General features: G+C 35.6%; 15 protein-coding genes and 1 pseudogene. 4 read left to right on the forward strand and 12 right to left on the reverse strand.

From position 1 onward, the window contains the following. Nucleotides 1–3: 3 nt before the first annotated feature. Nucleotides 4–354 carry a YojF family protein gene (locus tag AC1DS7_RS19990; protein ID WP_000407039.1) on the reverse strand — a complete coding sequence of 117 codons (351 nt, stop codon included), beginning with the start codon at nt 352–354 and terminating at the stop codon, nt 4–6. Between the two features lie 262 nt (nt 355–616). Between AC1DS7_RS19990 and AC1DS7_RS19995 the strand changes: the two genes are divergently transcribed. Continuing rightward, complete coding sequence (locus AC1DS7_RS19995; protein ID WP_002014220.1) at nt 617–1,942, forward strand: ArsB/NhaD family transporter; 1,326 nt, start codon at nt 617–619, stop codon at nt 1,940–1,942. Between the two features lie 71 nt (nt 1,943–2,013). On the opposite strand, the gene AC1DS7_RS20000 is transcribed toward AC1DS7_RS19995, so the two are convergent. From AC1DS7_RS20000 to AC1DS7_RS20025, 6 genes are all read right to left on the reverse strand, one after another. Further along, on the reverse strand, nt 2,014–2,241 hold the full coding sequence (locus AC1DS7_RS20000) for a coiled-coil domain-containing protein (protein ID WP_002111012.1): 228 nt from the start codon (nt 2,239–2,241) through the stop codon (nt 2,014–2,016). Between the two features lie 234 nt (nt 2,242–2,475). Next, complete coding sequence (locus tag AC1DS7_RS20005; RefSeq protein ID WP_002033457.1) at nt 2,476–2,835, reverse strand: nuclear transport factor 2 family protein; 360 nt, start codon at nt 2,833–2,835, stop codon at nt 2,476–2,478. Between the two features lie 79 nt (nt 2,836–2,914). Then, the gene (locus AC1DS7_RS20010) at nt 2,915–3,466 is read right to left on the reverse strand and encodes a GNAT family N-acetyltransferase (protein WP_002142599.1); all 552 of its coding nucleotides are present in this window, start codon (nt 3,464–3,466) and stop codon (nt 2,915–2,917) included. 226 nt (nt 3,467–3,692) lie between these two features. Then, entirely contained in the window at nt 3,693–4,601 is a 909-nt protein-coding gene (locus AC1DS7_RS20015) for an iron-hydroxamate ABC transporter substrate-binding protein (RefSeq protein ID WP_002014213.1), read from the reverse strand. A 21-nt stretch (nt 4,602–4,622) separates the two neighbouring features. Next, entirely contained in the window at nt 4,623–5,639 is a 1,017-nt protein-coding gene (locus AC1DS7_RS20020; RefSeq protein WP_016100912.1) for a FecCD family ABC transporter permease, read from the reverse strand. After that, nucleotides 5,640–6,674, reverse strand: coding sequence for a FecCD family ABC transporter permease (locus tag AC1DS7_RS20025; RefSeq protein ID WP_002142603.1), 1,035 nt, complete (start codon nt 6,672–6,674; stop codon nt 5,640–5,642). It lies immediately after the preceding gene. 276 nt (nt 6,675–6,950) lie between these two features. Here AC1DS7_RS20025 and AC1DS7_RS20030 point away from each other — a divergent pair, with 276 nt between their 5' ends. Next, nucleotides 6,951–7,715, forward strand: coding sequence for a DUF817 domain-containing protein (locus AC1DS7_RS20030; RefSeq protein ID WP_016100910.1), 765 nt, complete (start codon nt 6,951–6,953; stop codon nt 7,713–7,715). A gap of 189 nt (nt 7,716–7,904) precedes the next feature. Here the strand turns inward: AC1DS7_RS20030 and AC1DS7_RS20035 are convergent. Both AC1DS7_RS20035 and AC1DS7_RS20040 read right to left on the reverse strand, forming a co-directional pair. Then, nucleotides 7,905–8,941: pseudogene (locus AC1DS7_RS20035) on the reverse strand (DUF4003 domain-containing protein). A 283-nt stretch (nt 8,942–9,224) separates the two neighbouring features. Then, a complete protein-coding gene (locus AC1DS7_RS20040) occupies nt 9,225–9,680 on the reverse strand; it encodes a DinB family protein (protein ID WP_016100908.1) in 456 nt (151 codons plus the stop codon). 204 nt (nt 9,681–9,884) lie between these two features. Here AC1DS7_RS20040 and AC1DS7_RS20045 point away from each other — a divergent pair, with 204 nt between their 5' ends. Next, entirely contained in the window at nt 9,885–10,373 is a 489-nt protein-coding gene (locus AC1DS7_RS20045; protein ID WP_016100907.1) for a DinB family protein, read from the forward strand. Between the two features lie 289 nt (nt 10,374–10,662). Here AC1DS7_RS20045 and AC1DS7_RS20050 read toward each other — a convergent pair whose 3' ends face one another. Beyond that, a complete protein-coding gene (locus AC1DS7_RS20050) occupies nt 10,663–11,550 on the reverse strand; it encodes a LysR family transcriptional regulator (protein ID WP_002033449.1) in 888 nt (295 codons plus the stop codon). A 123-nt stretch (nt 11,551–11,673) separates the two neighbouring features. Between AC1DS7_RS20050 and AC1DS7_RS20055 the strand changes: the two genes are divergently transcribed. Continuing rightward, entirely contained in the window at nt 11,674–12,639 is a 966-nt protein-coding gene (locus tag AC1DS7_RS20055; RefSeq protein WP_078205241.1) for a quinone oxidoreductase family protein, read from the forward strand. Nucleotides 12,640–12,705: 66 nt separating this feature from the next. On the opposite strand, the gene AC1DS7_RS20060 is transcribed toward AC1DS7_RS20055, so the two are convergent. Further along, nucleotides 12,706–13,416 carry a histidine phosphatase family protein gene (locus AC1DS7_RS20060; RefSeq protein ID WP_016100905.1) on the reverse strand — a complete coding sequence of 237 codons (711 nt, stop codon included), beginning with the start codon at nt 13,414–13,416 and terminating at the stop codon, nt 12,706–12,708. Between the two features lie 160 nt (nt 13,417–13,576). After that, entirely contained in the window at nt 13,577–14,101 is a 525-nt protein-coding gene (locus AC1DS7_RS20065; protein WP_016100904.1) for a GNAT family N-acetyltransferase, read from the reverse strand. Nucleotides 14,102–14,104 lie beyond the last annotated feature (3 nt).

The raw sequence follows: 14,104 nt of genomic DNA on the forward strand, positions 1-14,104 counted from the left end.
TTCTTACTTAAATGGCGTTAAGCTTAGCTCAAGCGCTACCGCTAAGCGGCCTTGGTTATCATGCCCTGCTAGTAATAAACGCTCTTTATCGTCTACTTCCCAGTGCGTAATGCCTTCTGCATATACCCAGCCATGATCCATTTTCAAACCAACTCGGTATGGGTTTGTTCCAGTTATTTTCCCACGCTCAAAGCGAATAATTGCATTTCGAATGAATGCTCCTACTGTCATCATCTTTTCATTAAAGTGTGACGCATACGCTCCATTCGTCGTTTCTAAATGAATATATACATCTTTATTTACAAAACGTTCAATTTCATTTTGAATAAGAGAACTATCTTTTACTATTTCCATCGGAATTCACCTCTTTAAACCATTTTACGCAAAAATAATGTAAATTGCTATCTCTATATTAGAGGACAACGCCCACTTTTCCTAATAATTTGCACTGTGTTTTTTATATTTTTTATATGATATGTAAAAATCACATTTTTTCCTTCACTTTGTTAAATAGTTTTCTTTCTTTTTTGAATTTGCTACAATGTATTTTATCCCGTATTAATACAGCGAGATACATTTCGACAATTGAATACATACTTTAAAGAAGGTGACATGATTGGAACAATCAGCACATGAAGTAGCAAATTGGCAATATTATTTTACAATTGCCGTATTTTTAGTCACGTACGGTTTTATTATTTCTGAGAAATTGAATCGTGCTGTAATCGCACTATTCGGTGCTGCTATTATGATTATTTTTGGAATTGTAGATTTACATACTGCTTTCACATCGCATATTCAATGGGAAACGATTACCCTTTTAATTGGGATGATGATTCTCGTACATATTACGAGTCAATCAGGCGTATTTGAATTTGTAGCCATAAAAGCAGCAAAAGCAGCTGGCGGAAAACCAATCCGCATTTTATTATTACTATCCCTATTAACTGCTGTCGGTTCTGCATTTTTGGACAACGTAACAACCGTATTATTAATCGTACCTGTTACACTATCCATTACACGTATTTTAAAAGTAAATCCTGTTCCTTATTTAATTTCAGAAGTATTATTTTCAAATATAGGCGGAACAGCAACATTAATTGGTGACCCGCCGAACATTATGATTGGATCAGCTAATAAACATTTAGACTTTAATGCCTTTTTACTAAACTTAGCTCCAATCGTAATCATTATTTCTATCGTTACACTTGGCATTATTTACTTCATGTATCGCAACAAACTAAAAACAACACCTGAGCAAATCGAAAAGCTAATGGCATTAAATGAAAAAGATTATATTAAAGATCAGAGCCTCCTTTTAAAATCCATTACGATTTTAGGACTAACTATTTTAGGCTTTGTACTTCATTCTATTATTCATGTAGACGCTGCCGTTATTGCGATGACAGGTGCTACACTTCTTATGTTAATCGGTGTGAAAGAACATGATATTGAAGATGTATTTGCCCACGTTGAATGGGTAACAATTTTCTTCTTCGCCGGACTATTCGTTCTCGTTGGCGGATTAATTGATATCGGACTTATTTCTTCACTCGCAAAAGAAGTACTCGACGTAACAAATGGCGATATCGGTTTCGCTGCTATACTTATCTTATGGGTATCTGGCATCGCATCTGCGACAATTGATAACATCCCATTTGTCGCAACGATGATTCCACTTATTCAAGATTTAGCTACAGGACTCGGACTATCTGTCGATTCTCCGCAAATTGAAGTACTATGGTGGGCGTTATCACTTGGAGCTTGCCTAGGAGGCAACGGAACATTAATTGGAGCATCAGCAAACGTAGTCGTTGCTGGTATTGCAAAACGTGAAGGACATGGGTTCTCTTATATGGACTTCTTAAAAATCGGTTTCCCCTTAACGATCATTGCGCTATTGTTATCACATGCTTACATTTATTTACGTTATTTAATGTAGAAGTTGTATTGCATGAAATTATGTCGTCAAATAAAAAAGGTTTGCAGCACTATGCTACAAACCTTTTTTCATCACCAAAATATACCTATAATTGCTAATCCACCTAAAATCATACCACCAATTTGTCCGATGATTGCTGGTGATAATTGAACACCTTTCCTCACTTCAACAACCGGCCTTTCGTGCCTTAGTTGCTGCACTTCACTTTGAAGTTGATGTACACTTCCATGTAATTCTTTAATAAGTTCTTTTAATTCAGCGACCTCTTCATTTACTGGCTTACTTTTTTCTAAGTTCATCTCGCATAACTCCTTATAAATTCAATCAGTTCACTGTAAAATTTCGCCAATTATCGTTATATCTCCTGCATACTACATATATAATATGGAATGTACCTTTATTAACAAGACCCTTTTAAGAACAAATTTAGATATTTTAGAAAGACAACTTTCATTAGTTCTTTATATATATAAAGGACTAATATATTCAACAATTCTATTCTTTATAGTTTCTTTTTCATACAAAAAGCTTCACTAAAATTTAGCAGGTGTACCTTGATGAAAATACATTTGCCATCTTCCTTCTCTAAATTTCCATATCGAACTACGTAACGAGTGTTGATTATTTATTTCATTGAATATTCGATAAGTAGTTAATGCTACATCTTTGGATAATGGATGTACTTCGAAATCACTCAAAGTCATTTTTACCACACCAATTCCACTTTTATCGATATCCTCATTTTTATATAAAACTTTACCAGAACTCCCAAACTCAAAAAAATCAGCGGCAAGTATCTTTTTAAGCTCCTTTTGAGATGTGCGAACCCCTGGTTTAAGTAATCGTTCCTCTAGCTGATATAAACACTCTCTTAATGAAGATAAACCTTCCATTAGTACACTCCTCCGCTCATCATTACCCAAATATTACAACTTTTCACTCTACACTACACAATTATTCTGTATGTTTTTGCTAGTTCTGCAGCTCTATCCATTCATCCCGCAATATCCCCATAATCATACGATCAAAACACTTTCCGTCTCGCTGAACTGCTTCTCTCATACACCCTTCCATCTGAAAACCCATCTTTTTATACAACGCAATGGCTGCTTTATTATAAGAAATAACATCGAGACCGACGCGGTGTAAATTCATTTCATAGAACGCATACTTTAGAATAATATGTATCGCTTCTTTCCCATATCCCTTCCCTCTATCATTTGCCTCTCCTATACCAATTGCTAATAGACCTGTTCTGTTATTCCACTCTATGCCGTGAATTGCAACAAAACCAATTAAACGATCATCTTGAACTGTTCTTAACATGAAAGAAATACTATTCGATCTCCGTCCCTTTAATAGCCCATCACTCGCTATTTCATGTAACGATTGCGGGAATGCTAAGTCTGTATCTACATTTCTTAAATATTCACTATCTTCTTGCCACACAGCCATTACTTCAGCATCTGTCGCTCTAATAGCTGATAATTTAATAGTTTTATTTTGAAAAAGATTCATTGTCATCTAAAACTCCCCTTTTTTTAAAATAGCGGGGACAATTATTCTAGCCTATTTATCCCCTTGTTCCATAAACTGTTTTTTTAACGGGATACTTACAATAAGCGCTGACATTGGCACATCTCCCTTGCATTGAATTAACTTCATTGTATAATTTTTCATTTATTCTAACAATAACAACGATAAAAAGACCCTCCAAATTTAGAGGGCCTTTCCTAATAGCAAAACTGTATTATTTCGTAAACATTTTCTCTGCTTCATCCATTGCCATTTTGTTACCTAAAGCAGAATAGTCAAGCCATGGTTGATCATTAATAATGTATACGTGCTTACCTTTAACAGCTTTTAAGTCTTTCCAAATTGGTGTTTCTTGCAGTTGTTTAAATGCTGCTTTCGCTTTATCGTCTCTGTTTACGACAACAAAAATAGCATCCGCATCAAAGTCAGGTAATACTTCTTGTGAAATTACTTCGAAAGGACGGTTTCCATCAATTTTCTCTACACCATTTGCAGGTTGTAATCCTAAGTCTTGGAATAGAATTGGTCCCATCGGTCTTTTCGTACTAAATACACGTAATTCTTTTGCAGTAACGCGAATTGCCATTACTTTTTCGTTATTACCTAACTCTTTATCTATTAAACTTTTTACTCGTTTTGATTGTTCTTCATAGTCTTGAATATATTTATCTGCTTCTTTCTCACGGTTTACAAGTTTACCTACTTCTTTTAAATGATCTCTCCACGTACCTTCATCTAAATTAAAAGTATGTGTTTTTGCAATTTTTTCGTATTTCGCTAAATCTTTACCAGCATATTTTTCATCAACATAAATTTCAGATGGCTTTAATTGAAGTAACGCTTCCATATTCGGATCTGTTACAACGCCAAGTTTCTTCGTATCTTTCAACTGTTCTTTCACGTGAGGTAAGAAATCTTTTAAATCTCCACCAATTACAGAACCTACCGGTGTAATTCCTAATGCAAGTAAGTTATTCGTTAAATGAATAGACATAGAAGCAATTTTTGGATCATTACTTTTTTCAGTTTTTTTAGTTGCCTCTTCACTAGATTTCGTTTGACCACATGCTGATAATACTAAAATAAACATAATGCTAAATAAAATAGTAAGTTTCTTTTTCATATGTTCTCCTCTTTGAAGTATTTATTTTGTTTTTGTAAGTAAATAAAGAAAATATGGCGCACCTAAAGCCGCTACTACTACACCAGCTGGAATAGAGTTTGGCTCAAATAAAGATCGTCCTATCGTATCCGCGAGTACTAAAATAATCATTCCAATTATGCCAGCTAACGGAAGAAAATGTTGATATGTACTACCTACTAACTTTCTTGCGATATGCGGAGAAACTAAGCCGATAAAGCCAATTCCCCCTGCCATTGATACACTTGCACAAGACAATCCTACCGCTGTAGCTAAAAGCAGTAACCGTTCTTTTTGAACAGATACACCAAGTCCTGCTGCTACACTATCACCTAGTGACAGTGCATTTAACGTTTTGGATTTCAGCCATGCGTACGGAGTTAGTATCAAAATCCAAGGTAATAATGCTAGGACATGAATCCAATCTCTTCCCCACACGTTACCAACTAACCACCTAGAAGCGAATGTATACGTCTCATCATTTAACTTGAGCGAGAAAAATAACGAAAGTGCACTAAAACCAGCTGAAACTGCAATACCAACAAGAATAAGTCTAATGGGAAGTAAACCTTTTGACCGATCACTCGCAAGCAAAACAATAAGAAATGCAGCTAGCACTCCTCCGCCAAATGTAAATAACGGTATTAAAATCGATGCACTCTCGTTAATAGAATGAAAGAAAGTAACAAATACAATAAGCCCGAAAGATGCACCCGAGTGTAATCCGAGAATACTAGGATCTGCGAGAGCATTCCGAGATAATCCTTGCAAAATCGCACCGGAAACTCCAAGGCCAATACCAGCTAACATTGTGATTATAATTCTTGGCATACGATAATCGTATAGCACGGTTGCACTCTCAAAATCACCATAGCCAAAAAGCGTTTGAATTACTTTGAGCGGTGCGATGCTCAGCGTTCCCGTATTTAAGCTAATCAAAACTATAGCAATACTTATACATCCGAAAATTGTAGTTACAGTAATAGCTTTCTTTTTATCCGTGCTAAAAAGATTCTTCACTTATAGCTCACTCCCAACTTTACGTGCTATATAGAGGAAGAACGGAACTCCAACAAGAGCTACCATAATTCCTATCGCAAGTTCTTTAGGAGGATTTACTGTTCTTGCTCCTAAATCAGCTAAAACTAATAAAATAGCTCCTAATAATGCTGACATAGGAATAATAAGTTGATAATTAACACCTACTAATTTTCTAGCAATGTGCGGGATGACCAATCCTACAAATCCAATGGAACCAACAGCTGAAACAGAAACACCTGCTAGAATCACTACCATAATCATCCCGAGTATTCTCGTTCGGTTCGTTTTTACACCTAAATTTGTAGCGACATCATCCCCCATGGATATGAGTGAAATAGATCGCCCTAGCGCTGTCGCAAAAACAATTGTTATGAGAATAATAGGCACTAAAAATTTCAAGTGTTCCCACTTAACTCCCGCAACACCACCAGCATACCAAAACGCTAAATCTTGGCTTAAGTCATAATAAATCGCGACACCTGAACTTAACGAATGTAAAAGCGCGGCCATAACTGCCCCTGCAATCGTTAACCTCATCGGCGTTAGCCCGCCTGATGTTGCTGATCCAATAATAAAAATGAGTACTGTACTTAAAACTGCTCCAATAAAGGAGACAATCATTAAATAGGAATACGGCATATGCGGGAAAAAAGCAAAGCTAAGTGCTACTACAAACATCGCACCTGCATTTATTCCAAGTACACCTGCATCAGCTAAAGGATTTCGTGTTACCCCTTGCATAACAGCTCCAGCGACTGCAAAAGCAGCTCCTACAACTGCTGCGCCAATTACCCTTGGGAGCCTTAATTCATAAATAATTTGATGCTGTGTTAATTTCGGATTATAATCAAAAACCGCTGCCCACACAGTTTGCAAATGGATATCCTTTGCACCAAATGCAACGGCTAAAAATATAGCTCCAATTAAACATATAATTGTTAAGCTCATGAAACATATGAACTTAATATGTATCCAGCGATTATTGCCAGCATGTACAGTAGACTTATGTAACATGTTTCATTTCATCCTTTATATTCAGTTCTTTTTTATAATTATTTTTTATTTATAATCATTATTGATAATAATTATCATTTTCATTTAGATATTATATCCCCACTTTTTTTAAATAGCAAACTATTTTTTTACTTTGTTAAACTATCAAAATACTTATTACAATTCCCTTCTAAAACTTCCAAATACATGCAAAATGATGTACTGTTTTATTTTCAAATTTGTAGTATACTAAGTTATTATTTTGATTTTTCAAATAATAATCCTGAAGGTGAAAACATGTTTTATGTAAAACAACTACTCTATTTTACTTATGAACAAGCATTATCCTGTTTGTTCCCTGTCGTTATTTTTTTAACACTTGCTCTTTCAAAAATCATATCGATTCCAGGGCTGTACCGATATGATTTCATACTCATCGTATGTCTTCTTATGCAGTGGATTATGTACAAAACAGGTCTTGAAACAAAAGATGAACTAAAAGTAATTACTGTCTTCCACCTCATCGGCCTTTTACTAGAAATATATAAAGTACATTTCGGTTCATGGAGTTATCCTGAAGAGGCGTATTCAAAAGTTTTCGGAGTTCCGCTTTACAGCGGTTTTATGTATGCGAGTGTCGCAAGTTACATATGCCAAGCGTGGAGAAGATTGCATTTACAAATGCATCATTGGCCGAAAGCTATTTTTGCAATACCTCTAGGAGCAATGATTTACTTTAATTTTTTTACACATCATTTTCTATATGACTTTAGATGGGTATTAACTTTAATTTTATTCATTGTTTTCTTTCGCACATTTGTGGAATTTTCATTACGAGGCGTTACATATAAAATGCCGCTCGTACTCTCATTTTTCCTTATCGGATTCTTTATTTGGATTGCAGAAAACATCGCTACCTTCTTCGGAGCATGGCAATATCCAAATCAACGGGAAACATGGAGCCTCGTTCACTTAAGCAAAATTAGCTCATGGTTTTTACTCGTTGTTATTAGCATTATGATTGTTACACAACTCAAACATTTGAAGGAATCGAAAAGATAATGCTAATTATGTAAAAACATTAAAATAACAACTTATCTTCCTTACCCAATAAAAAATCCACTCTGTAAAAACAGTTAGCCCATCACTCATTAGAGAGTGATGGGCCTTTTTTATTAATATTTTTTAAACCGTTCTCATCAAAGAGGTTATAGGTTCATCATAATTTACAAGCGCATAAGCAGTTGCACATTATGAACTAGTACTAGCAGAAGAGGTTGCTGCAGATGAAGCGGCAATCGTTGCCATCATAGCTGCCTGTTGTGCTTGTATTAGGACTTCTATCATAGTTTGTAAACCTGTGTTGGTAGCTTTACTCTCCTCACCTTTCTGACTTACAAACAGTTGAATAGCAATAAGAATATTCGTATCTGTATGCCAACGGAATAATTTCTCCCCCTGCAATTTTTCAATCAACGCTTTAATAGAATGAATCTCTTTTTCTCCATCCTCAAGTAACGCTAGTAGCCCGATAGCTGGATAATGCATCTGTTTCACTTTTACCTTTTCTTGTTTTAACAACTTCCATATGTTTGTGCATTTTGCAACTAACATTTCTTCACGGACATCCTTCTTTAGTGAGAGGATATGACTTAAAAACTGAAGATCATTCCCTTTACGCAAACCAGCTTTCGCTAGTTTCTGATAAAGACGTTCTACTCGGTCCATAAGTGTTTCTACATTCTCTGATTGTCCTGCTAGTAAAACCGCGAGTGGATAATCATTTGTACCTGTAAGAAAAAGATGATCCTCTTTCATCCGTTTATATACTTGCATCGAACGCTGAATGTGCGTGCCATGCTGTTCATTTTCTTCTGTTAAAAGCACAGCTGCTGCGAGATAAGTAAATATACTCCGGCTAAAGCCACCAGCGACCAATTGTTCATATAAATCTAAAAACCTCTGAAAAGCTTCCTTGTAATCTGTAAAGTGAATATCTAATGTTGCGGACACCACAAAGCGATGATAAGACTTTAAGTATGAAAACATCCCTACCTGATTCTTAATATAACTACTAATTTCTAAAAAACGTCCGAGATCAAACAGTTTATCACTACCTGCATACATAGCAGCAATCATCATACCTGTTCGAGAATCACTCGTTTTCCATTTTAGTTCTCCCTTTAACTGTGCATATGTATGTGTGTATTGCTCCAACTTTTGTTCCAATGTAATCATAGTATTCCCCCATTTTCTAGTTCCTCTCTTTTATTATACGTATATTCCATATTTAGGAATACCCTATTTCATACAGATTTTGCAACCTTATACTTTCTTCTGTATTATTTTCAATATTTTTCTATTAAGTAATACAAAAAAAATAATAACTACCATAAAATTTAGGATGTTTCTTTATCCTAATTGGTTGGTTGGTTTTCTTTCCTTCTTCATCAGCATCACGATGATTAGCGTTCATAATCCTTAATCCTTCAAGAAGTTCAACAACAAAAAAGGATAGATAATAAATTATCTACCCTTTTTTGTCTATATATTATTTAACTTTACCCAAAACTAAAGAGCCTTAATAATACGTTCCATCGCCTTCATTTGCCCAATATGGTCTGCTTCATGATAAAGCATCATACCGTATAGCTCTCCTACTGTTTCCAATCCTAGGAATGGCTCTGGAAGTTTATTTTCAAATGCTTCTGCTGGAATTTCTTGAATGCGCTTCGCTTGTTCTTTTAATTGAACCGTTAACACTTCTAATGATGGCCCTTCTGTTTTCCATTTAGATGGTCTTGAACCATATCCAAACATACCTGGATATTCAGTTGGTAATTGTTTAAATTCTTTTCCAAACATGAAAACTTCTGCTGCCGTTAACACGTGACCGATATGCCAGCGAATTGTATTGTTAAAACCCTCTGGCTGCGTATCCACAGTTTTATCATCTAACGTTTCCATAAATTGAAGTAATGCCCCACGCGTTATTTCAAATTGTTTTAAACCAATTATTCTATTCATTTTATCGTCTCCTTTTTTATGTACAATTTATTATGAACTAAGGATGTTAAACTTATTAAAGTTTCACCTTGTTTAATCTATCAGAAACAATTAAAAAATACATCTAATATGCTTACTGAAAACAATAAAAAAGGACCACTCCTCATAAATATAGAAATACTTACTGCACAAATATTACAGTAAACAAAAGAGGAGTGTAATTACATGTTACATGTTTTAAAACAACAATATAATCTTATTCGTTCTACAAGAGAAAATCTATTTACATTTTTGGAAGAAATTCCACGAGAAAAATTGCACAGTACAGTTCCTAATTTCGGAAGTGGCAGCATTTTAAAAACCCATATTCATGTAGCCGATTGCTACCGATACTGGCTTGGATCATTCGCATTCAAGCAAAAACGAGCAGATTTTTCATTCGCTAGTGATTATGAAATTGAGCATGCAGATGTCGAGAAAGTTCGTGCTAGATTTAAGTTAGTCGATGAGGTTGTAATGCGTTTTTTAGATGAATACAATGACCGTTGGCTCGAAAATATAGCAAATGAAGTAAAATGGCAAAAAGAACCTTGGAGCACAACTCCGTTATGGCTTTTAACTCATGCGGAAACACATGAATTTCATCATAAAGGTCAAATTGTATCAATGGCTCGTCACCTCGGATACACTCCTCCTGACACAGACCTTAGTTAATTAATTACTGCAACTGAACTTAATAAAGTGAAGGCTAATAATCAGTGGGGGCTTTGTTCGTCCTCCACTGATTATTAGCCTTCACCAATCGGGCGTTTACGGGCAGTTGATCTCCCACCTAACTTCTTTGCTCCAGCCAAATTTTAAGGTGGGAGTCTTACTGCCCACAAATAGCGGGATAAACACAAAAAGAAAGAGCACGTTTTGATTAATCTATTTCAAAACATGCTCTTTCTTTCCGTAAATAAGTTAATCGTTTATTATATTAATTCCTCACTTATAACACCCGTTAATTAAAAGACTCCCTCGTCACCTCAATAAATTGCTGCAGTGGCGCTGTCATCCATTTATCTTTATGCCAAGCAATTTGCGTATAGATCGGAGTGATTGTATTCTTTAAGACTAATTCCTTTATCGTTCCCTCTCGTATATCTTTTTCTACTACTATTGCTGGCAAAACTGCTATACCTAAATCTGCAATAACGCATTGTTTAATTGCCTCGACACTAACAAATTCAATCTTATTTGCTGGGTATACATCTTCCGCACGGAATAACTCTTCAAATAAAGTCCGATACGAGCAACCTAGTTCTGTTAGTAAAAGTGTTTCGCTTTCTAAATCTTTTGTAGAAACGGAAGGTTGTTCAAGTAAACGATGCGTAGGAGCAGCTACTACTTTTAATTCTTCTTTCATAAGTGGCTCCACATGTAAAACATCCTCTGTTTTACATTCGTCCAAAATAAATACAAGATCTACTTTCCCCTCCATCAATTGTTCCTTCGCATCTTTATTGGAATGTGCAGGTTTAAATATAAGCTTTATTTGGGGAAATTGTGCTTTAAATTTCTTTAATATAGATGGAAGCCTATATGTACATTGACTTTCTTGTGCACCGATTATTAACGTACCCGCTATTTCCTCATCATCTTTCACAGCCATTTTCGCTTCGTTACTGAGTGCAATCATCTTATCAGCATATAGTTGAAACTTCCTGCCTGCTTCAGTTAAGAAAAGACGTTTTCCTAATCTTTCAAATAATGGCGTACCGAGCTCAGCCTCTAACGTTTTAATTTGCGCCGTTACGCTCGATTGTGCAAAGTTTAATTTCTTCGCAGTTTGTGTAAAGTTCAAAGTCTCTGCAGCTATTTTAAATGTAATTAATTGTTTTATCTCCATTTATCATCCCTCTTTTCAATCGATATTTCCGATTGATTTTATCGAAATAATCCTCTTTGCCTATTGATATTTGTATTGTATGATAAAGAACATCGACAAACAATATAAATGGAGGTATTCCATATGAAAGCACTTTGTTTCGAAGCATTCGGAGACGCTGATGTACTACAATATAAAGAAATACCTGATCCAATCATACATCCAAATGAAATTCTTGTTCGCATGCAAGCAATCGGTTTAAATTTCGCTGATATTTATAGACGCCGCGGCGATTATCATCTCGCTGGTAACCCGCCTTATATATTAGGCTATGAAGGCGCTGGTATTGTTGAAAAAGTAGGAGCTAACGTTACTACTATCAATCCCGGGGACCACATTGCATTTGCTGACGTTCCATTCTCAAATGCAGAATTAGTTGCCGTTCCATCTGAAAAAGCAATTACACTTCCAGACTCTATTTCTTTTGAAACAGCCGCTTCTGTCTTATTACAAGGATTAACAGCACATTATTTAACGAAAGATAGCTATCAAATAAAACAGGGTGATATAGCTTTAGTACATGCCGCAGCTGGTGGTGTTGGTCAGCTTCTCATCCAAATGATTAAACTACAGGGCGGAAAAGTAATCGGTCTTACATCATCAAAAGAAAAAGCACAAGTAGCTACGTTAGCTGGTGCTGATCACGTATTTTTATATACTGAAGCATGGCATACGAAAGTACTTGAATTAACTAATGGTGCCGGAGTAAATGTTGTGTATGAATCCGTAGGTTCTACATTAGAAGAAAGCTTTAAAGCGACTAAAGTTGGTGGTACTGTCGTATTTTACGGAATGGCTGGCGGTAATCCAACGCCTGTAGATCCACGTATGCTTATGGATACTTCAAAGACTTTAACCGGCGGAGATCTCTGGAATGTGCTTACGACTCACGAAGAGCGAAAAGAGCGTTCCTCTCAATTATTCGAATGGATTACAACTGGAAAACTAAACATTGCAAGTCCTACTACATTCTCTTTACAAGATGGTGCTCTTGCACATGAATTATTAGAGAGCCGAAAAAGTACTGGGAAGATTTTATTAACCCCATAATTTACAAAATAAGAAAGGGAAGCTAGATTTTCTAGCTTCCCTTTCTTATTTCTATTTGAGATATAATTATATTTCCACACTTTCTTTCCCTTTTGCAACATAACTCATATCTCCAACAGACTCGACTGTGTATGTTCCATCTTGATATACAATCTTCGTCACACTAGCATTTTCCACTCCAAGTTTTGTTTTACTACTGTCTAACATTTCTATTAAGGCAGTAATCAAAAGCCCATGAACGACAACTAGAACGTTGCCACCTCCATTTTTAGCAGCTTCTTCACTAATTTTATCAATCTCTGTTTTTATGCGAGTAGAAAATAATTCCCAATCTTCCGCCTGTTTCGTAGGGTCTGCTGCTCTAATAAGATTAATCACTTCTTGAATAGAAAACTTCATGAGTTCTTCTGGAGATGCAACGCCCGCAGCTTTTCCAACCACATCCCACATATTTTCAAGTTTTTCACCTTCAAAAACACCAAAATTTAATTCTCGTAAATCTTTTCTTTTCTCAAGTTTCAATTTTGATTGCTCACTATATTTTAATACTAAATTAGCAGTTTCAATCGCTCGGCCGCTATCACTACTATACGCATTCGCAAAATGAACATCTTTTAATCCCGTTCCTAAATTAGAGGCAACTTCCACACCTTTTTCTACTAACGGAGAGTCTGCCCAACCTTGCGCGCGATGATTCGCATTTAATATTGTTTTACCGTGTCTTGTAACATATAACGTAACTACATTCTCATTGCTATCTGTTTCTCGCTTCTTCATTCTATTCTCTCCCTTTACATTTCTATATCAATTTTACCATCTCAATTATTCATTGAGCAAAATATACGTAAGTAGATCTGCTTAATAAAAAAAGCTATCTTTCTGTATATCCCTACAAAAAGATAGCATCTTTTATGATTACATTTCTTAATCGATTCTCCTACTCAGCAAAAGCACTCGAATACTGTACAACCCCTTCTACACCTTCAAGAGCATTTTCTGTTAATTCCATTACCATAAACACTTCTTCAGGCACTTCAAATGGTGCTTTTATATTCCACTCACTTGCTTTTTTAAATCCGAATTTCGGATAGTACTCTGGATGTCCTAATACTACAACTGACCCGTATCCAAGTTCTTTCGCTTTTTCTAACGCAGCTCCAATAAGCTTTCCACCAATTCCTTTCTTCTGATGGCCCCTAGCTACTGAAACTGGTGCAAGTGCTAATGAATCTACAGTAGTCCCATCTTGTTCTATTGTAATTTTCGATAACATAATATGCCCGACTATTTCCTCATCTACTGCAACGATTGATAATTCAGGAATAAACGCGTCACATTCTCTAATACGTTTTACAAGTTCATGTTCCTTTTTATCACTAAATTCTTCATTTAAAAATGCCTCTTTTACAACTTCTTCTGTCTTTCTATAATCATTTTTTTGTTCTTGTCTAATCGTTACCATTCT

The sequence above is a fragment of the Bacillus sp. P4_E1 genome (assembly GCF_056401715.1).

Excerpts from the sequence above, each read along its gene's own strand:
- AC1DS7_RS20000 (WP_002111012.1), bottom strand. The coding sequence starts at position 2,241 with ATGAACTTAGAAAAAAGTAAGCCAGTAAATGAAGAGGTCGCTGAATTA.
- AC1DS7_RS20005 (WP_002033457.1), bottom strand. The coding sequence starts at position 2,835 with ATGGAAGGTTTATCTTCATTAAGAGAGTGTTTATATCAGCTAGAGGAA.
- AC1DS7_RS20025 (WP_002142603.1), bottom strand. The coding sequence starts at position 6,674 with ATGTTACATAAGTCTACTGTACATGCTGGCAATAATCGCTGGATACAT.
- AC1DS7_RS20010 (WP_002142599.1), bottom strand. The coding sequence starts at position 3,466 with ATGACAATGAATCTTTTTCAAAATAAAACTATTAAATTATCAGCTATT.
- AC1DS7_RS19990 (WP_000407039.1), bottom strand. The coding sequence starts at position 354 with ATGGAAATAGTAAAAGATAGTTCTCTTATTCAAAATGAAATTGAACGT.
- AC1DS7_RS20045 (WP_016100907.1), top strand. The coding sequence starts at position 9,885 with ATGTTACATGTTTTAAAACAACAATATAATCTTATTCGTTCTACAAGA.
- AC1DS7_RS20050 (WP_002033449.1), bottom strand. The coding sequence starts at position 11,550 with ATGGAGATAAAACAATTAATTACATTTAAAATAGCTGCAGAGACTTTG.
- AC1DS7_RS20040 (WP_016100908.1), bottom strand. The coding sequence starts at position 9,680 with ATGAATAGAATAATTGGTTTAAAACAATTTGAAATAACGCGTGGGGCA.
- AC1DS7_RS20055 (WP_078205241.1), top strand. The coding sequence starts at position 11,674 with ATGAAAGCACTTTGTTTCGAAGCATTCGGAGACGCTGATGTACTACAA.
- AC1DS7_RS20030 (WP_016100910.1), top strand. The coding sequence starts at position 6,951 with ATGTTTTATGTAAAACAACTACTCTATTTTACTTATGAACAAGCATTA.
- AC1DS7_RS20060 (WP_016100905.1), bottom strand. The coding sequence starts at position 13,416 with ATGAAGAAGCGAGAAACAGATAGCAATGAGAATGTAGTTACGTTATAT.
- AC1DS7_RS20065 (WP_016100904.1), bottom strand. The coding sequence starts at position 14,101 with ATGGTAACGATTAGACAAGAACAAAAAAATGATTATAGAAAGACAGAA.
- AC1DS7_RS20015 (WP_002014213.1), bottom strand. The coding sequence starts at position 4,601 with ATGAAAAAGAAACTTACTATTTTATTTAGCATTATGTTTATTTTAGTA.